17 protein-coding genes and 5 pseudogenes are annotated in these 21179 nt (G+C 61.6%); 20 read left to right on the top strand and 2 right to left on the bottom strand.

Annotated elements, in window-relative coordinates; genetic code table 11:
• Positions 1 to 89: 89 nt before the first annotated feature.
• Positions 90 to 470 carry a RidA family protein gene (locus D3M70_RS17250; RefSeq protein WP_120126930.1) on the bottom strand — a complete coding sequence of 127 codons (381 nt, stop codon included), beginning with the start codon at positions 468 to 470 and terminating at the stop codon, positions 90 to 92.
• A gap of 225 nt (positions 471 to 695) precedes the next feature.
• Here D3M70_RS17250 and D3M70_RS32020 point away from each other — a divergent pair, with 225 nt between their 5' ends.
• The 3 genes from D3M70_RS32020 (at position 696) to D3M70_RS17240 (ending at position 2516) form a co-directional block, all read left to right on the top strand.
• A complete protein-coding gene (locus D3M70_RS32020) occupies positions 696 to 851 on the top strand; it encodes a hypothetical protein (RefSeq protein ID WP_165869829.1) in 156 nt (51 codons plus the stop codon).
• Positions 852 to 1175: 324 nt separating this feature from the next.
• Positions 1176 to 1925, top strand: a complete 750-nt coding sequence (locus tag D3M70_RS17245; protein WP_120126929.1) for a DUF2092 domain-containing protein — start codon at positions 1176 to 1178, stop codon at positions 1923 to 1925.
• A 12-nt stretch (positions 1926 to 1937) separates the two neighbouring features.
• Positions 1938 to 2516 carry a hypothetical protein gene (locus D3M70_RS17240; RefSeq protein ID WP_120126928.1) on the top strand — a complete coding sequence of 193 codons (579 nt, stop codon included), beginning with the start codon at positions 1938 to 1940 and terminating at the stop codon, positions 2514 to 2516.
• 64 nt (positions 2517 to 2580) lie between these two features.
• Here D3M70_RS17240 and D3M70_RS17235 read toward each other — a convergent pair whose 3' ends face one another.
• Positions 2581 to 3594 (bottom strand): AI-2E family transporter, encoded by a 1014-nt coding sequence (locus D3M70_RS17235; protein WP_305955092.1) that lies wholly within the window; start codon positions 3592 to 3594, stop codon positions 2581 to 2583.
• 401 nt (positions 3595 to 3995) lie between these two features.
• Here D3M70_RS17235 and D3M70_RS32355 point away from each other — a divergent pair.
• The 17 genes and pseudogenes from D3M70_RS32355 to D3M70_RS17165 all read left to right on the top strand — a co-directional run.
• A pseudogene (locus tag D3M70_RS32355) lies at positions 3996 to 4115 on the top strand (hypothetical protein); the annotation flags it as partial.
• A 355-nt stretch (positions 4116 to 4470) separates the two neighbouring features.
• Positions 4471 to 5412, top strand: coding sequence for a MoxR family ATPase (locus D3M70_RS17230; protein WP_120126946.1), 942 nt, complete (start codon positions 4471 to 4473; stop codon positions 5410 to 5412).
• 13 nt (positions 5413 to 5425) lie between these two features.
• Positions 5426 to 6394 (top strand): DUF58 domain-containing protein, encoded by a 969-nt coding sequence (locus tag D3M70_RS17225; protein ID WP_120126945.1) that lies wholly within the window; start codon positions 5426 to 5428, stop codon positions 6392 to 6394.
• On the top strand, positions 6391 to 6897 hold the full coding sequence (locus D3M70_RS17220; protein WP_120126927.1) for a DUF4381 domain-containing protein: 507 nt from the start codon (positions 6391 to 6393) through the stop codon (positions 6895 to 6897). Before D3M70_RS17225 ends, D3M70_RS17220 begins: the two co-directional genes overlap by 4 nt.
• Positions 6884 to 7893: pseudogene (locus D3M70_RS17215) on the top strand (VWA domain-containing protein). The gene D3M70_RS17220 and the pseudogene D3M70_RS17215 overlap by 14 nt, the downstream one beginning before the upstream one ends.
• The gene (locus tag D3M70_RS17210; RefSeq protein WP_120126926.1) at positions 7894 to 9477 is read left to right on the top strand and encodes a VWA domain-containing protein; all 1584 of its coding nucleotides are present in this window, start codon (positions 7894 to 7896) and stop codon (positions 9475 to 9477) included. It begins immediately after the preceding pseudogene.
• A complete protein-coding gene (locus D3M70_RS17205) occupies positions 9474 to 10841 on the top strand; it encodes a BatD family protein (RefSeq protein ID WP_165869828.1) in 1368 nt (455 codons plus the stop codon). Before D3M70_RS17210 ends, D3M70_RS17205 begins: the two co-directional genes overlap by 4 nt.
• Positions 10825 to 11838 carry an HAD family phosphatase gene (locus D3M70_RS17200; RefSeq protein WP_120126944.1) on the top strand — a complete coding sequence of 338 codons (1014 nt, stop codon included), beginning with the start codon at positions 10825 to 10827 and terminating at the stop codon, positions 11836 to 11838. Before D3M70_RS17205 ends, D3M70_RS17200 begins: the two co-directional genes overlap by 17 nt.
• Before the next feature lie 83 nt (positions 11839 to 11921).
• Positions 11922 to 13502 (top strand): arylsulfatase, encoded by a 1581-nt coding sequence (locus D3M70_RS17195; protein ID WP_120126924.1) that lies wholly within the window; start codon positions 11922 to 11924, stop codon positions 13500 to 13502.
• 110 nt (positions 13503 to 13612) lie between these two features.
• A pseudogene (locus tag D3M70_RS17190) lies at positions 13613 to 15258 on the top strand (fused MFS/spermidine synthase); the annotation flags it as partial.
• Between the two features lies 1 nt (position 15259).
• Positions 15260 to 15563 (top strand): annotated as a pseudogene (locus D3M70_RS33315) (spermidine synthase); the annotation flags it as partial.
• 1 nt (position 15564) lies between these two features.
• Positions 15565 to 16053: pseudogene (locus D3M70_RS33310) on the top strand (spermidine synthase); the annotation flags it as partial.
• A gap of 27 nt (positions 16054 to 16080) precedes the next feature.
• Positions 16081 to 17388 carry an OmpP1/FadL family transporter gene (locus D3M70_RS17185; RefSeq protein WP_120126923.1) on the top strand — a complete coding sequence of 436 codons (1308 nt, stop codon included), beginning with the start codon at positions 16081 to 16083 and terminating at the stop codon, positions 17386 to 17388.
• A 53-nt stretch (positions 17389 to 17441) separates the two neighbouring features.
• Positions 17442 to 18038, top strand: coding sequence for a paraquat-inducible protein A (locus D3M70_RS17180; RefSeq protein ID WP_120126922.1), 597 nt, complete (start codon positions 17442 to 17444; stop codon positions 18036 to 18038).
• Positions 18035 to 18667 (top strand): paraquat-inducible protein A, encoded by a 633-nt coding sequence (locus tag D3M70_RS17175; protein ID WP_120126921.1) that lies wholly within the window; start codon positions 18035 to 18037, stop codon positions 18665 to 18667. The genes D3M70_RS17180 and D3M70_RS17175 overlap by 4 nt, the downstream gene beginning before the upstream one ends.
• Positions 18667 to 20292: an intermembrane transport protein PqiB gene (locus D3M70_RS17170; protein WP_120126920.1), complete on the top strand. Its 1626-nt coding sequence runs from the start codon at positions 18667 to 18669 to the stop codon at positions 20290 to 20292. Before D3M70_RS17175 ends, D3M70_RS17170 begins: the two co-directional genes overlap by 1 nt.
• A 28-nt stretch (positions 20293 to 20320) precedes the next feature.
• Positions 20321 to 20887 carry a membrane integrity-associated transporter subunit PqiC gene (locus D3M70_RS17165; RefSeq protein ID WP_120126919.1) on the top strand — a complete coding sequence of 189 codons (567 nt, stop codon included), beginning with the start codon at positions 20321 to 20323 and terminating at the stop codon, positions 20885 to 20887.
• The last annotated feature ends 292 nt before the right edge of the window (positions 20888 to 21179 follow it).

Raw genomic sequence — 21179 nt, 5'->3', positions numbered from 1 at the left:
TGCTGCTACGGATCCGGGGCGGTTGGGCGCACGCCACTTCCCGGCAAGCCGGACCGCGCTGCAATAACGCGGTGCTGTTGGGTGATCGATCAGCCCTTGGCGGCCATGGCGGTGACTTCCACGCGCCAGCCGTCTACCGCCAACGCGGCAACGCCGACGGCAGCGCGAACCGGCCAGGGTTTGGCGAAGAAGCGCTTGTATACCTCGTTGAAGGCAGCGCGGTCGGCCATGTCGGTGAGGTAGATGGTCAGGTGCATGACTCGATCCATGGAGCTGCCAGCGCGCTCAAGGGCCACTTTCAATGCTTGCAGCGTGCACTCGCTTTGCAGTGTGATGTCACCCAGCTCCAGGCTGCCATCGGCACGGACCGGAACCTGGGTCGACACCATGATGCCGTTGAAGCTGGCGACGTCGGAGGAAAGGGAGTCCGCATCCGGATCAGGAAGAAAATCGAGGTCTTGATTGCTCATGGGATTCTCATGAAGGTTTAAGAAGCACCGCGCCCGAGGGCACCGCAACAGGACCGACATGATAAGGGAGAACCCGGCGCCTGGAACCCCACACAACCTGTCGTCGCTTCGCCGGGCGCACTCGGGATTCGGGGCTACTATGAACGGCGCTAAAAGATTCACCGTCGTTGAGCAGCCCGGTTGTCTTCGGTGGTTTAACAACTGACCCAAGGGAGGACCTGAATCATGATCATCAGAATCGAAAAATCGGTGTGTGGCACTGACTGGCTGGTCACACTGGACGATTACCCGGTGACGTTTCGCAACGAGGCGGAAGCCATCGCCTTCGTCGACCGGCTAAAGGCGAGAATCGAAGCGCCTCATGTGATTCCTCTTTACTGACCGCTCCTGTGCGACAGCGGCACGCGTGTGTCATCACCGACACTGCGGGCACGCCGCTGTCGTTTTTTGGTTAAAAGTGAGCGTAGAACTTGAAAGGGAACTTTCCAGCCGTTCGAAGTGGAAACTGTTTAGTTGCCGGTTACTTGTAATGATGTTGACGGACGGCAAACAGCATTACCGAACGAGCGTGAAGACGGCGGCCACTGGAAAAGCTCCAGGGCGCGCCGTTTAAAGGATCCGGGCGTCGCGAAATGGATGACTGCAGTGTCGTTTCCCAGCGCACGGGATGCTGTAAGGCGAACCACTCATGCCGGGAGCGTGGTGATGATGCGCAAGCTTAAGGTCTTTTGTCTGATTACGGCGGTTGCGAGCCTGAATGTTTACGCCCAGGACCCACCGGCCGATGAGAGTGTTCGCAATCCGCACGTCATCAATAAGGTCATCGACATGGGCGAATACCTGCGCAGCCTTGCGCAGTTCGAAGTCACCGCTGCGGTGACACGAGACACGGTGCTGAACTCCGGACAGAAAATTGAAATCGCCTCGAAGAACACCCTGCTGGTGGTGGGGCATGATCGGTTGTATGCGCTGGCGGATGGCGACAACAACACCCGCGAGTTTTTCTACAACGGCAAAAAGCTCACCCAGTATTCGCCTTACCTGAACTACTACACCACCGTGGATGCGCCGAAGACCATTCAGGATACGCTGCATCTGGTCGAGGAACACTACGGCATTCAGGTGCCCATGGAAGACCTGTTTCTGTTTGGCAGCGATCAGGCCCAGATCGACGCACTGCAAAGCGCGCTGTACGTCGGGCCGTCGACGGTCAACGGGCAGTTGTGCGATCACCTGGCGTTTCGTCAGCCCGGCGTGGACTGGCAACTCTGGATAACCCGGGCGCAAAAGCCCTTGCCGTGCAAACTGGTGATTACGGCCACCGATGAGCCGAGTTTCCCGCAGTACAGCGTGGTGTACCGCTGGAACCTCAAACCCGAGTTCAAACCGTCCGCCTTCACCTTTACGCCGAAAAAGGGTGACGTCGCCATCGCATTGAAAAAAACCAGCGAATAAGAGGGAGCGACCATGTTCGGGAAGACGCTGACTGGTGGGCTGGTATCGCTCTTGACCGTATCGCTGCTGACACTGGGAGTCACGCTGGAAACCGAGGCGGGGCCACGGGGCAGGGCGAATGCCCGAGCTTCGATTAATCGCCCTCACGCCGCCAATGTGCAACGGGCGCAACACATCCCTGTGCAACGTAACGTTCCGGCACAACACAACGCCATCCAACGCAATAACCAGTTCAACGGCCAGCGCCAGATGTCGGCCGGTAATCGCGTGGGCAACCGCAATACCCGCGTCAACAACAGCGTGCACAACGTGAACATCGACAACCACCGGGACGTGGACATCGATGTCGACGGGCGCGGGCGCTACGGCTATGACGATCACTACCATCCCATTGCCACGGCAGCAGCGGTGACCGCCACGGTGGCCGTGACATCGGCCGTGGTGGGGGCCATTTTCGCGCCGTCGCAGATACCTGCCGATTGCGTACAGGTCATGCGCTACAACACGGCGTACATGCAGTGCGGTTCGACCTGGTTTCAGCCGCAGTATCAAGGCAGCAACGTGACGTATGTGGTGGTCAATGCCCCCTGAGGGCGGACCGGTTGCGGGTCATTTCTTTGCCCTGTCTTGGGGCAAGCCTTCAGCTCCTCAGGGTTCAGGGTTGAGGGTCAGAGCCGGACGGCACCCGGCTGTCGAGTGGGCCGGACAGGGCGGGTGAGGTGTCGGCACTGTCCGGCGCGACCGCAACGGGTCTCGCGGGGGTGTCCACCCAGGTGTTGAACAGCTCGTAACCGATGGCCAGGATGACCGGCCCGATGAACAGCCCGATGATGCCGTTGGTGATCATCCCGCCCAATGCGCCGATCAGGATCACCGGCATCGGCACAGCGACGCCCCGGCCCAGCAGCAAGGGTTTGAGCACGTTGTCGGAGAGTCCAGCGAGCACGTTCCAGATGGCGAAGACGATGGTCGCCACGCCCGCGCCTTGCTGCATGAAGACATAAATGATGATGGGCACGGTGACCAGAAACGTCGGCAATTGCATGATCCCCAGCAGCAGCACCATGAGCGCCAGCAAGCCTGCCGCTGGCACCCCCATGATGATCAGCGAAACCCCGACCATCAGCATCTGAATGAATGCGATACCGACCACACCCTGGGCCACGGCGCGAATGGTCGAGGTGCACAGGATGGCCAGTGCGGGCCCGCGTTCCGGGCTGAAGATCCGTGCAGCGATGGCGTTGGCCCGGCGTGAGGCAGCTTCGCCCCAGGCCATGAAGAATCCGGCAATGATCAGCGCCAGGATGAACACGATGATGCCGCGTCCGACACCGGCCAGCTTGAGCAAGATCAAGGTGCTGAAGCTTTTCAGGTGCGGTGCGACTTCCTGAATCGCCCAGGTCATGTCCGTGGAGGCATGGGTCCAGATGGCGAATACTTTGCCGCCGATCAACGGCCATTCCTGAACGGAGGGGGCGGGTGGGGGGATTTCCGGCGTCCAGTCCTGAGCAAAATGAATGGCGCTCTGGACCGAGCTGGCGACCGACTCGCCGAGAAACACCATGGGCACGATCAGGATGCTCAGCCCCACCAGCACCAGCACGATCGCCGCCTTGCCGGATGAAAGATGCAGGCGTCGAGCGATCAGCCGGTTCAGGGGGTACAGCATCACTGCCAGGATGATTGNCAGAAGACCACCAGTGCTGCGATCAGACCGGCCCGGATGAGCACATCCAGATACTCCCCGGATCCTGCACCCAGTCGTTGATTAAGCATTGTCCATGTGCTCCTTAAGGGTGATGACTGCGCCGGAGGCCATAACGTTCCTGCACGGTAAAATCCGGGAGCCCGGTGCACGACTGAAAGGTTAAAGCGCGATCAATAGACGAACGGTGATCGCCAAACTCTAGTCGCAAACGAGCAGGTTAGTGGCAGCAGATGAAAGTTTTTAGTTCGCGTCGGTTTCAACAGAAAGTCACTGCCGTCGCCAATGTCCAGCCCGTTAGTTATAAGAAAAGAAGTAGCCAACCGTTGGGAAGTCCGGCAATGACTGCCTGCAACACCTGAAAGGACGCCACACTCGGTGACGGCGGCAAATCGATGTTCTCCATGAACGGCATGTTGGACAGTATTGCCGAAGACAGGGCCAGTGGGCAGGGCGAGGCACTGGACGCTCAGGCGGTGCTGCTGGCTCATTCCTGCGCCTATCGATATCCCTCCGTTTGCATGGAATCGCGCAATTTTTCCTTCGTTCGAAGTTTGAAAAGCGGCTTCACAATGAATACAAAGTGCCACCACGCAAGTGTTGAACGTTTGTTAGAAGGTTCTAAGACCGCCAAGGTATTTTCTGGCGAATGAAAGATCTGGGTCTATAGTTTCGATCTGTTATCGCGAAAGTTGACCGGTCCGTATTAATGACGGGTCCGAAAGCGCCGTTTGCCTCTGCAAATAAGGTGCGGTCAAGTCACGTCTTTAGTTTGTGCTCCAACGATGTCAACAGGGAAGGGTAAACGTGAGCGTACGCGAACAGATCATCCAGCTTGAAATGAATGTCGGTCAGAGTGTACTTGGCCAGGCGGGTGTCATTCGCCACTTGCTGATCGGTTTGCTGGCCGACGGACATGTACTTCTGGAAAGCCTTCCGGGCCTGGCCAAGACGCGACTGGTCAAGGCGCTCGCCAAACAGCTGGACGCGAAGATGAGCCGGATTCAGTTCACCCCGGACTTGTTGCCGTCGGACATCACCGGTGCCGAAATCCTGCAACAGGTGGAGGGGCGCAACCAGATCAGGTTTCAACCGGGGCCGCTGTTCGGCAACGTGATCCTGGCCGATGAAATCAACCGCGCTCCGGCCAAGGTGCAGGCGGCGCTGCTGGAAGCCATGGAAGAGCGGCAGATCACCGTGGCGGGCGAGAGCCACGCCATGACCCCGCTGTTCATGGTGATCGCGACGCAGAACCCGATCGAGCAGGAAGGCACTTACCCGCTGCCCGAGGCGCAGATGGACCGTTTTCTGATGAAGCTGCACCTGGATTATCCGAGCCCGACCGACGAGGCCGCGGTCCTGCAGTTGGTCCGTGGCGAAGAAGTCCTCGCCCATGGCACGGCCCCGGTTGCGCAACGCCTGGAGCAGCAGGCGATATTCACGGCGCGTCAGGAAGTCGGTTCGATACACGTGGCACCGACCATCGACCGTTACCTGATCGATCTGGTCAACGGCACCCGGCGTCCGGCCGAACTGGACCCCGAACTGGGCCGCTGGATCACGGTCGGTGCCAGCCCTCGCGGCGGGATTGCCCTGGACCGGGCGGCACGGGCCCACGCCTGGCTGAACCAGCAGGATTTCGTGTCCCCCGATGACGTTCGCGCCGTGCTGCACCCGGTGCTGCGTCACCGGATGATGTTGAGTTATGACGCGGTCGCCGACGGTGTGAATGCCGATCAAGTCCTCGACCGCCTGCTGGACAAGGTAGCGATTCCAGCGTGAAGGGGTCTTGATGATGCAACAGCCACTGCAGCCCGTTGCCGATGGGCATGTCTACGTCTCCCTCGAACATCTGATGATGTTCGAGCACCGTGCGCGCGGCCTGAGTTTCATCGCCCGGCAGCCGGTGTCCAGCGTGCTCTCCGGCACTCGCGCTTCCCGTTTGCGTGGTCGCGGATTGAGCTTCGATGAACTGCGCCACTACAGCCCCGGTGACGACCTTCGGCATCTGGACTGGCGCGCATCGCTGCGTCTGGGCAAGCCCTTCATTCGCACCTTCACCGAAGAGCGCGACCGACCGACGCTGCTGCTGGTGGATCAGCGCATGAGCATGTTTTTCGGCTCGCGCATGAACCTCAAATCGGTCACCGCAGCTGAAGTCGCTGCGTTGGCGGCATGGATCGCGTTTCAGGCCGGGGATCGCGTCGGCGGCGTGGTGTTCGACGACCAGAGCATCGAGACGATCCGGCCGCTGCGCAGTCGGGCGAGGGTCGAAGCGTTGTGCTCGATGATCGTGCGTGCCAATCAGGCGCTGAACGCGACGCGCCCGGACGTGGCCGAAGGGCTGATCTTCGACCGCGTTCTGCGCAACTGCCTGAACAGCGCCGGGCATGACCATCTGATCTGCATCATCAGCGACTTTGCCGGTGTCACCGAGCACACCTTGCCGCTGCTTCGGCAATTGCGCGCGCACAACGACGTCCTCGCGCTGCAGGTGGTCGACCCCATGGCAACCGCGTTGCCGGAGCGCGGCAAAGTCACCGTCACTCAGGGCGAACTGCAGATCGACCTCAATGTGGAACAGCGGCAAGTGACCCGTCCGCTGGGTGCGTTTCTGAACGGGCGGCTCGACGACGTCGCAACATTGATGAAGCGCAGCCAGATCCCGTTGATGCTGTTCGACACTGCTCAGGACACCGTGGCGCAGTTGCGTCAGGCGCTGGGCCGTGGGCAACCGTCGCGTTCTGTGGGAGCACGGCCATGACCGGCACCGCCGCCCCAGACATCAGCCAGCTGCAGGATCTGGCCGTCGCTGCGCCGCCCTTCAGTTATTTGCCTCAAACGTGGGGTTGGGCACTGCTTGCGGTCGTGCTGGTGGTGGCCGGTGCCGCGCTGTATTGGCGGCGGCGAACCCGCTGGCAGCATGACCGTTATCGACGCGAAGCGCTGGCCCGGCTGGCACTGATCGAGCAACACATCGACGACCCGCAGCAGCGAATCGACGCGGTGCGTGAGCTTCCCGAACTGGTCAAGCGCGTCGCACTGTCGATACCCGGTGGCCAGAGCACCGGCTCGCTGCGCGGCGAACAGTGGCAGGCTTTTTTGCAGCGCCATGTCTCGCGGCCACTGCCGCAGGATTTCGCCGCGCAACTGGCAGGACTGGCCTACCAACCGAGCGAACGCCTGGCCCGGTTGACGAGTTCGCAACTGCACGAACTGCTCAAGGTCTGCCGGCACTGGATCGAGGCTCACCATGTGGCAACTTGAGTACCCCTGGGTGTTTGTCCTCATCCCGGCGCCGTGGCTGGCGTACCGTTTTTTGCCCGGCTATCACGAAGCGCGCAGCGCGTTGCGCGTGCCGTTCTTCATGTCCATGAGCCGCGCCGTCGGCCAGAAACCGGGCAAGACCAGCACGGACGGGCGCTGGCAGCTACCCCTCAACGCGCTGGTCTGGGGCCTGATCCTCGTGGCCTGCGCCCGGCCCGTGCTGGTGGAAAAACCGCTGGAGCGAGAACAGCCGGTGCGCGACCTGATGCTGGCGATCGACATTTCCCAGTCGATGCAGACCCAGGATTACGCAGCCCCTGATGGACGTCTGATTGACCGTCTGGCCGCTGTCAAAACCGTGGTCCGAGACTTCATCGCCCGGCGCAAGGACGACCGCATCGGCCTGATCGTCTTCGGCACCGGGGCCTATGCCCAGGCACCGTTGACGCTGGACCACGACAGTCTGTTGTTGCTGCTGGACGAGACACGCATCGGCATGGCCGGGCCCAACACGGCGCTGGGCGATGCGATCGGCCTGACCATCAAACTGCTGGATCAGGCCCACGAGCAGGAAAAGGTGCTGATCCTGCTGACCGACGGCAACGACACCGGCAGCGCGATCACCCCGACCACGCGGCGAAGATGGCCAGCGACCGCGCCATCGTCATTCACACCATCGGTATCGGCGACCCGCAGGGCACGGGCGAGGCCAAGGTCGATGTGCAGACGTTGCAAGACATCGCGCAAACCACGGGCGGGCGTTCGTTCCTCGCCAGAGACCGTGATGCACTGCAGCAGGTCTATGCGACGCTGGACCAGCTCACGCCGCACAAGGTGAAGACCTTCAGCCATCAGCCCAAGCGCGATCTGTTCTGGGTGCCGTTGGGTATCGGCTTGTTGGTGCTGACAATCTGCCAACTGTTCGCCGCGTTCTGGGGGCCACTGACTGCGCGCAGCGCTCGGCGCGAATCTGACCCCGCCGAAGTGGAGGCCTGAATGCAGATCGATTTCAACGCCTTTCATTTTCTTCGGCCGCTGTGGCTGCTGCTGATCATCCCCGGTCTGCTGCTGCCGGTGCTGTGGATGCGCCGCCACGATCTGTCACGACGGCTGACCGGGGTCATCGCACCGCACCTGCTCAGGCACCTGGTGATCACACCCCGGGACGAACACCGGTTGCGTCCCGTGCATCTGTTTGCCGCCTTGCTGGTGGTGGGCGGTGTGGCCGCATCGGGGCCGACCTGGGAGCAAGACCGTCCTGACTTTCTGGAAAATCGCGCACCCTTGGTCATCGCGCTGGACCTCTCGCCCTCGATGGATGCAAACGATCTTCAGCCGTCGCGTCTGGAAGCTGCGAAACAGAAACTGCACGACCTCATCCAGCGGCGAGCCGGCGCACGCACCGCGTTGATCGCCTATGCCGGCACGGCGCATCTGGTGATGCCCGCCACCGACGATCCGGCGCTGCTGGACACCTACCTGCAAGCACTGAGTACCGACCTGATACCCGCTGCGGGCAAGGATGTGCTGGGCGTGATCGATGAGACAAAACGGCTGCTGGGGCCGGATACCCCCGGCACGTTGCTATTGGTCACCGATGGCGGCGACAGTCGTCAGTTCTCGGCGATCGGGCAGCATCTGGAGGGCAGCGACCTGCAGGTGCTGGTCATGGCTGCGGGGGTGAAGAGCGGGGGTGTCGTCACGGGCACAAATGGCGAGACGCGCACTGATGACACCGGGCGGCCAGTGGTGGCGCGCTTCGATACCAGCGAGTTGAAAGAACTGGCCAGTGCCGCCGATGCGCCGTTGGGCAGCCTGACCCTGAACAACGACGATCTGGACTGGATCGAGCTGCATGCCCAGCAGCACTTTCAGGCCTCCAGCGATGACGCCGATGTCCTGCACTGGAAAGACGCCGGGTATTGGTTGTGCTGGCCGTTGCTGTTGATCGCCTTGTTTGCCATTCGGCGTGGCTGGCGCATCCACTGGCTGGCCGGGCTGGTGCTGGCCGTGGGCATTGCCGGGCATGCGCCGTCAGCACAGGCCGGTGCGTTGGCCGATGCGTTTTTCACGCCCGATCAGCAAGGGCGCTGGGCCTTTGAACACCGGCATTACGCGCAAGCCGCCGAGCGCTTTGCCGATCCATACTGGAAAGGCGTCGCGGCGTATGAGGCTGCGGATTTCAAAGGTGCATTGGCGACGTTCGCCGAACTCGACACCGCGCCGGCTTATTTCTATCTGGGCAACAGTTACGTGCGCCTGTCGAAATTCCCCGAGGCGATTGCGGCCTACCAGCACGCTTTGAACCTGCAGCCGTCTTTCCCCGAGGCAGCGTCGAACCTTGCGCTGGCCAAAGCGTTGCAAAAAGACCGGGACGATCAGCAACAGGCTGGCACTCCTGATGAAAAGCCCGATCAGGTCAAATTCGACAATACGAGCAACAGCGGCAAACAGGTCGAGCGCAAGGTGAAGATGGCCAGTTCCGACCAACAATGGCTGGACAACCTGACAACGTCGCCTGCCAGGTTCCTCAAGCAGAAATTCCTGGTGCAAAGCGCCTCCAGCGAGGCGCCGAAATGAACCGCGCGCTGATCGGCCTGTTCTCTCTGTTATGCCTGTTCCCCGGGTTGGCGGTTGCCGCGCCGCAGGTCAGCGTGCGCACGGCACTGCTAAACGGTGACAAGGCCCTGGTTGGCGGCACCGTGACCCTGCAGATCGATGTGCTGGTGGACACCTGGTTCACCTCGCCGCCGCAATTGCCGAAGCTGTCATTGAACGGAGCCGTAGTCACGCCGCCCAGTGGCGAGGCGCTGCACCTGACGGAGAAAGCCGCGGGCACGACCCTGTTCGGACTGCGTTTCAACTATCAGATCACACCGCTCGAGGCTCAGGTCTATGACATTCCGGCGCTGAGTATTCGGGTCAATCCCGGCCAGAGCCAGCAGCCTGTCACGGTCAGCACCTCTGCGCAGCATTTCAGTGCAGCCCAACCGGCAGGCGCCACGGCCGGGCAGGCCTCGTTGATCGCGCGGCAGGTCGAACTCTCGCAAACCCTCGTCAAATCCCACGATCCGCTTCGTGTAGGCGACACTGTCACGCGCCAGATCCAGACCCGCGCCACGGGTGCGCAGACCATGCTGATTCCGGCACCGCCATTTGCCGAGGTACAGGGCCTGACCCGCTACGTGCAGCCGCCCAGCGTTCACCCCCTGGACGATGGCCGTGGTGGCGTGATCGGCGGCGCCCGGGAAGATGCCGTGGTTTACAAGGTGAGCGAAGAAGGGCGCTTCCGTTTACCGGCCGTGGACATGAAATGGTGGGGTGCCGCCGACGGTCAGGCGCAGACGGCCTCGGTGCCCGAAGTCGTGTTCGAGGCCAAAGGCACTGCCGGGTATCAGGCGCCTTTTTCCATGGCCGAGGACCTTCGTGCGCTTCGCCACAACGCGCAGGTGAACATTGCCCGACATTGGCTGGTGATCGTGGCCGTACTGATCATCGGCGCCGGGCTGGTCTATTTCGGCCGCACCTGGTCGCGCACGTTCTGGAACCGTTGGCAGCAGCGGCGTGAGCAGCGCAGGCACGCCTGGTTGAATTCGTCCGAATACGCCTGGCAACTCACTCGCCAGCAACTCGCCGCGCAACCGTTACGGCTCGACGGCTTGTACTTGTGGGTGCGACGCAGTTCCGGGCGAGTCGACCTGCAGAGTTTCCTCGGCAGCCGCGAGCGGCCGCTGCTCAAGCGGCTCCAGCAGTGCCTGCAAAACCAGTATGGCAATGCCAGGCCCGATGCCGTCGAAGCACCGGCCGCGCTGCTCGATGACCTGCAAACGGTCCATCGGCAACACGCTCCACGTTCGTTGCCCCAATACGCCTTGAAACCCCTGAATCCCACATCGACTCACGAGGTCTTCGATGAGAATGCGCGCCATGCAACCGTTGAGTAAGCCGAGCCAGCGGGTCTGGTGGCTCACGCTGTTGCTGATCTTGCCGCTGGCCCTTCAGGCAGCGGAACCCCTGCCATCGTGGAAGGACGGTCCGTCCCGACAGGCCATCGTGGGCTTCGTCACTTCGGTGATCCAGCAAGGCGGCAAGGATTTCATCGCGCCCGCCGAACGCATCGCGGTGTTCGACAACGACGGCACGCTGTGGAGCGAACAGCCCCTGTACTTCGAGGTGTTGTTCGCGCTGGATGAAGTCAGGCGCATGGCCCCGCAGCACCCGGAATGGCAGGAAAAGCAGCCCTTCAAGGCGGTGCTGGAAAACGACCGGAAAGCGTTGGCCGCGGCCGGGGAGAAGGGGCTGATGCAAATCGTCGGCGCCACCCACACGGGGCTCACGACAGAGCAATTCCACGCCAATGCACAGCGTTGGCTGGCCAAGTCCGTGCACCCGCGCAGCCACAAGCCCTACACCGAGATGGTGTTTCAGCCGATGCTCGAACTGCTGGGCTATCTGCGTGACAACGGCTTCAAGACCTACATCGTCTCCGGCGGTGAGGTGGCCTTCATGCGCGCCTTCGCCGAAGAGGTTTACGGCATTCCTCCCGAGCAGGTCATCGGCACCACTTTCGCCAGCCAGTTCCAGAACAAGGACGGCACGTTCTCCATCCTGCGCCAGGCCAGACTCGCCCATAACGACGACGGCCCCGGCAAGCCTGAAAGCATCGAATCGATCATTGGCCGCCGCCCGGTGTTTGCCTTCGGCAACTCCGACGGCGACCTGCAAATGCTGCAGTGGACCATGGCCGGCAAGGGCCTTCGCCTGGCAGGGCTGGTGCATCACACCGACGGCCAGCGTGAGTGGGCCTACGACCGAAAGAGCAACATTGGGCGTCTGGACAAGGCGCTCGACCAGGCAACGAGTAACAAATGGGTGGTGGTAGATATGGCTGAAGAATGGACTCGGGTTTATCCCGGTGATCCGGACCCAAGTCATCCCTGAAACCGCAGGCACACCGAAGAGGCAGGGTGTCTTCGGTGGGCGCAGTCGTGGCATCGAAGCTGATTTCGAATGGAGAAACGCCAATGAAACGCACGGGAAAACGGATATTGAAGTTCGCTATAGCGGCGACCGCGATAGTGGGGTTGTCGGTCGCCAGTGCGGCCGAGAAGCCCAATATCCTGGTGATATTCGGCGACGATATCGGGCAGACCAATATCAGCGCCTATTCCTTCGGTGTCGTGGGGTACAAGACCCCCAACATCGACCGGATCGCCAAAGAAGGGATGATGTTCACGGACTATTACGCGGAGAACAGTTGCACGGCGGGACGTTCCACGTTCATTACCGGGCAGACAGCCTTGCGCACCGGGCTGTCGAAGGTCGGGATGCCGGGGGTGCCTGTGGGTCTGCAGGCTCGAGATATCACCATTGCTCAGGCACTCAAGGCGCAAGGCTACGCCACGGGGCAATTCGGCAAGAACCATCTGGGGGACCGGGATGAGTATCTTCCGACCAATCATGGCTTTGACGAGTTTTTTGGCAACCTGTACCACTTGAACGCTGAGGAGGAACCTGAACGCCCTTACTGGCCCAAAGACCCCAACAACATCATCGTCAAAACCGCGACGCCTCGCGGTGTCATGAAATCCAGTGCCGACGGCAAGATTGAGGACACTGGCGCCCTGACCAAAAAACGCATGGAGACCATTGACGACGAAACCACTCAGGCAGCGATCAACTTCATCGACAAACAGGCCAAGGCCGACAAGCCGTTCTTCGTCTGGATGAACACCACCAGGATGCATGCGTTTACGCATGTGCGCGAGGGAATGCAAGGCCAGAGCGGGATGCCGGGGAACGAGTACGCAGACGGGATGCTGGAACATGATGGTGATGTGGGCAAGCTTCTCAAAGCACTGGATGACCTGAAGCTGACCGATAACACTATCGTCGTCTACACCACCGACAACGGGCCGAACCAGTGGTCCTGGCCGGATGCGGCAACGACACCGTTTCGTAACGAGAAAAACTCCAACTGGGAAGGTGCCTATCGGGTACCCGCAATGGTTCGCTGGCCGAATCATATAAAACCCGGCACGGTCTCCACGGAAATGTTCTCCGGTCTGGACTGGTTCCCGACATTGCTTGCGATTGCCGGAGACACGACGGTCAAGGATCGCCTGTTGAAAGGCGCGGACTTTGGGGGCAAGAACTTCAAGGTTCACCTGGATGGCTTCAATCAGCTTGACTACCTGACAGGCAAGTCAGACAAGAGCGCCCGCAATGAATTCTATTATTTCAATGACGATGGCGTTCTGGTCGCCATGCGGTATGACAATTGGAAAATAGTGTATTGCGAACAACGGGCTCCGGGTGGCTTTGCAGTGTGGAGTGAGCCGTTCACCTGTCTGCGTGTTCCGAAACTGTTCAACCTGCGAATGGACCCTTACGAGCGTGCGGACGTGGTCTCCGATCAGTATTTTGACTGGTTGGCCAAGAACGACTATCTGGTTTTCGAGGGTAGCGCGAAAGCGGCAGCCTTCCTGGAAACGTTCGTCGACTACCCACCTAGTCAGAAACCGGCCAGCTTCAGCATCGACCAGGTCCGTGCTGATGTGGACAGACGTATCGAAGAGAAAATGAACAAACAAGGAGGCAAATAACCCGTCACGCGTCAGCGGATGCCCTCGCAGGCATCCGTGCATGACCCGCAGCGGGGCAACTCGCTGCGGTCTTCACTCATTTGTTCAGGTCTTGCCGAATGCCGACAGCCATGCGCTCAACCCGTTATCGTGACGCCGCAATTGAACATGCCAAGGCCCCGACCATGAGGTTGCTGGTGCTGTGCGCGCTGATGTTCGCCTCTGGCGGCGCCGGGCTGATCTACCAGGTGTTGTGGGTCAAACAGCTTTCTCTGGTCGTCGGGGTGCAGGTCTATGCCGTGACGACGGCTATCAGCGCCTTCTTCGCGGGACTCGCGTTGGGAGGTTTGTGGTTCGGGCGTTTCGCCGATCGACTGGCGCGCCCTGTGCGGCTGTACGCTGCACTCGAATTGATCGTTGCGCTGCTGGGGGTCGCCGCGACGTTCGCCTTCCCTCAGGTCGCAGAGTGGTTTGCACGTTTGCAGACCCGCGCGGGCATTCTGGCCTGGCTGCTGCCGTTTGTGATGGTCGGGGTTCCGGCGTTCTTCATGGGCGGGACGCTACCGGTCATGGTTCGCGCATTGGGCCCGGAAAAAGGCCAGGTCGGGCTTTCCGGGGGGCGGCTGTACGCTGCCAACACCGCCGGTGCGATCGGCGGAACGCTGTTGTCCGCGTTCGTGTTGATACCGGCGCTCGGTGTGATGGGCAGTGCGCTGTTTGCCGCCGGGCTTAACCTGCTGGCGGCACTGGGCGCGCTCTTGCTCAAGTCAGACGCCCATGCGCCCATTGCAACCGAGCAGTCCAGAGCGGCACCGATCCAGGGTGCGCGTCTGGCGATCACCCTGTATGCAGTGGCCGGGGCCGTGGCGTTGGGTTACGAAGTGGTCTGGACCCAATCCATCGTGCAGTTCATGAGCACGCGCGCCTATGCGTTCGCGGTGGTGCTGGCGACGTATCTGGCCGGGCTGGTGCTGGGCAGCGTGCTGTATGCGCGAAGATCCGATCGGTTGATCGATCCGTGGGGGTTGTTCGGGCTGTTGATCGCGGCGGCGGGTCTGATCTCGCTGGCGCAGATCGCGGGGCTCGGGCAGTGGCTGATTCTGGCGCAGACCAAAGCGGAATTCGCCGCGCTGGCATTGACCGGCAGCGAACTGGCCGGGATGTGCGCGCGTTTCGCCGTGGCGGCCGTCAGTGTGGTCTTGCTGCCCACGACGCTGCTGGGCGCGGCGTTTCCTCTGGCGCTACGGCTCGCGGTAGACCGCGCGCATGTGGGCCGTGATGTCGGCGGCGTCGTCGCGGCCAACACCCTTGGCGGGATTCTGGGTGTCATGCTGACCGGCTTCGTGCTCATTCCTGCCCTGGGATTGATTCGCACCCTGGGCGCGCTGGCCGTCATCGCCTGTGGCGTCGGGTTGGTCGCGGTCTGGCGCGGCACCCACGTCGGCAAGAAAATGCGTGGAGCTGTCACGGCACTGACGCTGGTGACGCTGGCAATGGCGTCCTGGATTTCACCGGCGCATCTGGCCGATCTGATGCCGGGCGCGGCACAGGGCAAGACGGTCTTCTACGAGGAAGGGCGGGCCGGGACCGTCGCGGTGGTACAGCAAGGCAAGGCGGAACGCTCGTTCAACCGCCTGTACATTCAGGGCGTGTCCAACACCGGGGATGCCATGCCGTCCCTGCGCTACATGCGTCTTCAGGCGTTGATCCCGTTGCTGATTCACCGCGACACCCCACGTGCGGCGCTGGTCATCGGCTTCGGCACCGGCATCACGGCNGTCGCCGAGCTGTTGCCAGAGGTCCTAGCCGCGGCGCCGCTGTTCAGGGGCAACTATCAGGCTGTCAGCGATCCACGGTTGGACATCCGCCTGCGTGACGGCCGTCGCGAGCTGTTGAGCAACGATCAGCGTTACGACCTGATCACCCTCGAACCGCCGCCGCCTTCTGCCGCAGGGGTGGTCAATCTGTATTCCAGTGACTTCTATCGAGTCGCGGCCAGACGCCTGGACACCAATGGCCTGGTCGCCCAATGGCTGCCACTGCCGACCCAGAACGACGAAGACAGCCGTGCGCTGGTACGCANACCACCGAGTTCCACGAGATGCTGTTGGTGGGCTCCCTGCAACCGATGGAACTGGATGCCCAGCGCATTCAGGCGCGTTTCGATCAACCCACCGTCAGCGAGTCGCTCAAGGAAGTGGGTATCGATTCGGCGCAATCCCTGCTCGCGACCTGGATCACCGATGAGCGCGGCCTGGCGCGTTACGCCGCCGAGGCGATGCCGGTGACCGACGATCAGCCGCGCATCGAATACGCCGCCTGGGTGCGGCCCAAAGAGATCACGCGCACGCTTCCCGCGCTGCTGGCGTTGCACACCGACGCGCCCCTTGAGCGTGCGGGTGAAGGATTCCGAGGCGCAGTCAACGACAAGTGGCAACAGCTGCGGCTTTTTTATGAGGCGGGTCTGCACGCCTACAACGGTAACCGCAAAGCCTGGGCAAAGGATGTAGACCAGGTGATGCGCGAGGATGGCGACAACCCCTATTACCGCTGGTTCGTAGGTGCGCGTTAAACGTAAACCCAGGATGGAGTTTTGCTTATGTCTTCAAGAAAGCCTCGCTGCAAACCGCTGACCACGCCTTTGGGCCTGTTCGCGGTCGTGAGCACTCTGTTGTGCTGCGAATCAGCCAGCGCAGGGGGCATCATGGTGTACGAAGCCGGGCAGGAAGGTGCCGGGCTCGCCAACGCCGGGTCCGCCGTCCTCGCCACCGACCCGAGCGTGCTGATGACCAACCCTGCCGGCATGACCCGACTCAAAGGCACGCAGGTGAATGCCAACGCGCAGGTCATCCTCGGCGCCATGAAGTTTTCCCGCGACGACGGCAACACGTTCGACGGCGGCAATGGCGGTAACCCGCTGCCGTATTTGCCGGGCAGCAGCCTGTTCATCACCCATGAGGTGAATGACCGGGCCAGCATCGGTTTCGGCATGTATGGGAATTTCGGTCTGGCGGTGGATTACGACGACGATTGGGCCGGGCGTTATTTCACCCAGGAGTCGGCGCTGATCGGTATTTCGTTTCAGCCGACCTTCGCCTACAAGATCACGGACGCGCTGTCGGTGGGCATCGGGCCTCGGTTCGTCTACGGCTACTTCCGCACTGAAGTGGCGGTCAACAACAACCCGTTCGGTCTGCTGGACACCCCTGACGGTCAACTGCGCTACAAGGACACCGACTGGGGCACCGGGGTCAACGTCGGCCTGCTGTATCAGCTCAACGAGCGCACGCAGTTGGGCCTGGACTACACCAGCAAGGTGAAACTCGAATTCAGCGATTCGCCCGAACTCAAGCACATCACCAATCCGGTGCTCAATTTCGCCCTGAACCGCCTGGACGTGGACAGCCTGGATCTGGACATGAACATCCCGCAGACCGCGACGTTCAGCGCCTCCTACGAACTCTCCCCGCAGTGGAAACTGCTGGGTTCGCTCGGCTGGCAGGACTGGAGCGACTTCGGCAGCATCGGCGTGCAGGTCGACAGCAACGCGGGCGGCACTTCACGCTCCGTGGACCGCCAGTACAAGGACACCTACCACGTGTCCATCGGCGCGCAGAACCAGATCGACTCGCACTGGCGCTGGAACATGGGCCTGGGCTACGACTCGTCGGCGGTGGACAACTCGGACCGCACGGTCGACGTCCCCATGGGGGATGCCTGGCGGTTCGCGACCGGGGTCAACTACGCGCTGGACAAAGACACCGATCTGCACCTGAGCTACACCCTGATCTGGATGGGCGACATGTCCACCGAGCAGACCAAGAACTCCAACGGCCAGTCGGTTTCGGGTGAGTACCGCAATGCGGCCCTGCATGTCATCGGCGGCGGTATGGTCTGGCGCTTCTAGCGCCCGGCGGTACCGTCATCAGAACCTTCACGCCGTCACGACCGGAGGCATCCATGGCCACCACCGCAGAGTTGATCATCTGCGAATACTGCGACGCGGTGTATCGCAAGTCGGTGTTGTCGCGTCATCAAAAAACAGTCTGTGTTCGCTGCGCAGGGGTACTGGACCGGCATGTGGCGCTGTCGGTGCAGCAGCGCCTGGCGTTGAGCGTGACGGCGGCAGTGTTGTTGCTGTTCGCCAACCTGTACCCGGTGATGAGCATCAATCTGCAGGGCGTGAGCAATTCGGCGACACTGTTCGACTCGGTGATGATTCTGAGCGTGGGCCCCATCACGTTCATCGCGTTGGTGGCCGCCCTGGCGATCATCATCGCCCCTGTGTGTCAGGTGCTTCTGTTGCTCTGGGTCTTGAGCTTTGCGGTGGCGGGCAGACGCTGTCCGGGTTTTGCAGCCTGCATGCTCTGGCTCGAAGCCCTGCGCCCCTGGAGCATGCTGGAAGTTTGCCTGCTGGGGGCGATGGTCGCGGTGATCAAGTTGGCGGGGCTGCTGGATGTGATTCCCGGCATCGGGCTGTTGGCCCTGGTGCTGCTGAGCATACTGATCATCGCCATTGCCGGTCGCGACGTGCGCGTTCTCTGGGAGCGCCTATGAAAACGCCTCCGCTGGCCAAGGACCTCAAACTCTGTCTGTGTCATGGCTGCGGCAAGACCTGCGACATCAGCAAACCGACTCACTCCTGCGACCGCTGCGGCGCGCCGCTTCACCCACGCAAGACCGACGCCATCGCCCGTTGCTGGGCCTATTTGATCGCGGCACTGGTGTTCTACATCCCGGCCAATCTGCTGCCGGTGATGCACACGGTCATGGCCGGAAGTGGCGTGGACAGCACCATCGCCGGCGGTGTGCTGGAGTTCTGGGAGAGCGGCGCGTGGGACATCGCGCTGATCATTTTCATCGCCAGCATCGGCGTCCCGGCCATCAAGTTCATGGCCCTGGGGCTGCTGCTGATAACCGCGCAACGTAAAAGCAACTGGGCCCGGCGCCAGCGCTCGCAGCTCTACCGCTTCGTCGAATTGATCGGCTATTGGTCAATGCTCGACGTGCTGGTGGTCGCACTGGTGGCCTCACTGGTGCAGATGCAGGAGTTGGGCACCATCGAGCCTCGGGCGGGCATTCTGTTTTTCGGCATGGTGGTGGTCATGACCATGCTGGCCGCGATGAGCTACGACCCTCGTCTGATCTGGGAAGGCGAACCTGAAACCGACAAGGAGCATGCGTGATGCAAGAGGACAACCTGGAAACCGCGCCCGTCAAAAGCCGCCGCTGGAATGTCTCACTGGTCGGGATCGTGCCAGTGGTCGCCATTCTCGTCGGTGCATCACTGGTGGTGCGCAACTGGATGCAGGAGGGGCCGACGATCACCATCACCTTCAAGACCGGCGACGGCCTCACCGCGCACAAGACCCAGGTCAAATACCGCAACGTGCTGATCGGTGAAGTGACGGCGGTGGAGCTGGCCAAGGACAAGAAAAGCGTCGCCGCCAAGGTTCAGCTGTCCAAGGAAGCCGAGACGTTCGCCCGCGCCGACTCGACGTTCTGGGTTGTGAAGCCGCGCATCGGGGCAGGGGGCGTCACCGGTCTGGACACGCTGTTGTCCGGCAGCTTCATCGGTGCAGACGCCGGGCAATCGAGCGAGTTGAAAGAGAACTTCAAGGGCCTTGAGTCACCGCCGCCTGTGACCTACGGCGAGAGCGGGAAGCGTTTTACACTGTTCGCCAAGGATCTGGGGTCACTGGATATCGGCTCGCCGATCTACTACCGCAAGATCCCGGTCGGCCAGGTGATCTCCTATGCGCTGAACAAAGACGGCAAAGGGGTCAACATCGAGGTGTTCGTCGACGCGCCGAACGACGAGTTCGTGACCGCCAATACCCGTTTCTGGAACGCCAGCGGGATCGATGTCGATGTCGGGGCCAATGGGCTCAAGGTCAACACCGAGTCGCTGTCATCGATGCTGATCGGCGGGCTGGCGTTTGGCGCGCCGGAGACCTCCACGGGCGACACGGTCGCCACAAGCGATACACGCTTTGAGCTGTTCGCCGATTCCCAGGCTGCACTGGCTCCACCCAATGGCAAGTCGCAAACCATTGTCATGCGATTCGATCAAGCGATGCGCGGGCTTTCGGTGGGCGCCCCGGTCGAGTTCATGGGTGTGGACTTCGGCCGGGTCACCTCGGTCCAGCTGGACTTCGATCCGCAGAAGCGCTCGTTTCCGGTGATGGTGGAGGCCGTGATCTATCCGGAGCGCATGGGCCCGGCGCACGCCAAGATGATCAAGGCGATGGATCATGCGCCCGAGGATCAGCGGGCCGTCGGCGAACTGATCGGTGTCTTCGTCAAGCATGGCCTCAGGGCCCAGGCACGTAGCGGAAACCTGCTCACCGGCCAGCTTTATGTGTCGCTGGACTTCTATCCGAATGTGAAGGAAGTGGCGTTCGACCCCGGTCAGTATCCCATCATGATGCCCACCACCCCTGGCAGCCTGGAGAAGGTGCAGGAGCAATTCCAGGCATTGGTCGACAAGTTCAGCAAACTGCCCGTGGACAAGATCGCGAACAACCTGGATGCGAGCTTGAGCGCGTTGCACAAGAGCATCAATCAGTTCAACGACAAGACGCTGCCGAGCATCGACAACACGCTGAACAAGATGACCTCGACGGTGCAGATCGCCAATCAGGCGCTGGCCGAGGACTCGCCGCAACGCGAGCAGTTGAAGGAATCTCTGGATGAAATCCAGCGCGTCTCCCGCTCGCTGCGTGATCTCTCGGACTATCTGGGCAGGCATCCGGAGTCGCTGATTCGCGGCCGTCCGAAATCCAGAGAAGCCACGACACTGGACCCTTGAGCGTGCCCACTCCACGGAGCAGAACCCCATGACCCATCAATTGAAAACAGGGATGCTATCCATCGCGATGGTGCTGGCCGCTGCGCTGAGTGGCTGCAGCAGCGCGCCGATTCACTACCACACGCTGGTACCGATCAAGGGCACCGCGCCCGGTGCCGCGGACGCGCCGTTCGACGTCGTGATCGATCGCATCTCGATGCCACCGCAAGTGGACCGCTCACAAATGGTCATTCGCCAGGGCAACAGCGGTCTGGTGATTCTGGAAACCGAGTGGTGGGGCGCCAACCTCACCGACGAGATGCAGAACGCGTTGAGCAATCAATTACCGGCCACCAGCAACAGCATGTCAGGGCGCGGCAAACTGCACTTGATGCTCGACGTTCAGCGCTTCGACTCGGTGCCAGGCCAATACGCCTTGATCGAAGCCAAATGGCGACTGCGCTCGCGGGACGCCAACGTGCGGATGGAATGCTACACCCGGCTCAGCACGCCAGCGGGCAACTCCATCGATGAACTGGTGATCGCCCATCAGCAAAACCTGATGAAGCTGTCGTCGATGATCGAGGCGGCGGGGAGGAGCGGGCGGTGCAGCTGATCTTGCGGGTTTGCGCGTCATGATCGTTCCACGCCCCAGCGGCCTGATCATTCCCACGCTCCAGCGGCCTGATCGTTCCCACGCTCCAGAGGTATGATCGTCCCCACGCTCCAGCGTGGGAATGCCTTGCAGGACGCTCCGCGTCCACGTTGACGCGGAGCGTCAACCGCTGCGTTACAACGGGGAGCGTGGGAACGATCAGGAGATCAGGAGCCGAGTGGGGCAGAGGAACACCGCACGGCTCTTGATTCTGCCGAAGGCGTGGGAGGCCGGCTTGCCGACGATCTGCCGG

Source organism: Pseudomonas sp. LS-2 (assembly GCF_003605735.1).
In the GTDB taxonomy this organism is placed as follows: Bacteria; Pseudomonadota; Gammaproteobacteria; order Pseudomonadales; family Pseudomonadaceae; genus Aquipseudomonas.
Note: the sequence above shows the minus strand (reverse complement) of the source record. Positions and strands in the feature narration are given on the sequence as shown.

Excerpts from the sequence above, each read along its gene's own strand:
- D3M70_RS17250 (WP_120126930.1), bottom strand. The coding sequence starts at position 470 with ATGAGCAATCAAGACCTCGATTTTCTTCCTGATCCGGATGCGGACTCC.
- D3M70_RS32020 (WP_165869829.1), top strand. The coding sequence starts at position 696 with ATGATCATCAGAATCGAAAAATCGGTGTGTGGCACTGACTGGCTGGTC.
- D3M70_RS17245 (WP_120126929.1), top strand. The coding sequence starts at position 1,176 with ATGATGCGCAAGCTTAAGGTCTTTTGTCTGATTACGGCGGTTGCGAGC.
- D3M70_RS17240 (WP_120126928.1), top strand. The coding sequence starts at position 1,938 with ATGTTCGGGAAGACGCTGACTGGTGGGCTGGTATCGCTCTTGACCGTA.
- D3M70_RS17235 (WP_305955092.1), bottom strand. The coding sequence starts at position 3,594 with ATGCTGTACCCCCTGAACCGGCTGATCGCTCGACGCCTGCATCTTTCA.
- D3M70_RS17230 (WP_120126946.1), top strand. The coding sequence starts at position 4,471 with ATGAATGTCGGTCAGAGTGTACTTGGCCAGGCGGGTGTCATTCGCCAC.
- D3M70_RS17225 (WP_120126945.1), top strand. The coding sequence starts at position 5,426 with ATGCAACAGCCACTGCAGCCCGTTGCCGATGGGCATGTCTACGTCTCC.
- D3M70_RS17220 (WP_120126927.1), top strand. The coding sequence starts at position 6,391 with ATGACCGGCACCGCCGCCCCAGACATCAGCCAGCTGCAGGATCTGGCC.
- D3M70_RS17210 (WP_120126926.1), top strand. The coding sequence starts at position 7,894 with ATGCAGATCGATTTCAACGCCTTTCATTTTCTTCGGCCGCTGTGGCTG.
- D3M70_RS17205 (WP_165869828.1), top strand. The coding sequence starts at position 9,474 with ATGAACCGCGCGCTGATCGGCCTGTTCTCTCTGTTATGCCTGTTCCCC.
- D3M70_RS17200 (WP_120126944.1), top strand. The coding sequence starts at position 10,825 with ATGCAACCGTTGAGTAAGCCGAGCCAGCGGGTCTGGTGGCTCACGCTG.
- D3M70_RS17195 (WP_120126924.1), top strand. The coding sequence starts at position 11,922 with ATGAAACGCACGGGAAAACGGATATTGAAGTTCGCTATAGCGGCGACC.
- D3M70_RS17185 (WP_120126923.1), top strand. The coding sequence starts at position 16,081 with ATGTCTTCAAGAAAGCCTCGCTGCAAACCGCTGACCACGCCTTTGGGC.
- D3M70_RS17180 (WP_120126922.1), top strand. The coding sequence starts at position 17,442 with ATGGCCACCACCGCAGAGTTGATCATCTGCGAATACTGCGACGCGGTG.
- D3M70_RS17175 (WP_120126921.1), top strand. The coding sequence starts at position 18,035 with ATGAAAACGCCTCCGCTGGCCAAGGACCTCAAACTCTGTCTGTGTCAT.
- D3M70_RS17170 (WP_120126920.1), top strand. The coding sequence starts at position 18,667 with ATGCAAGAGGACAACCTGGAAACCGCGCCCGTCAAAAGCCGCCGCTGG.
- D3M70_RS17165 (WP_120126919.1), top strand. The coding sequence starts at position 20,321 with ATGACCCATCAATTGAAAACAGGGATGCTATCCATCGCGATGGTGCTG.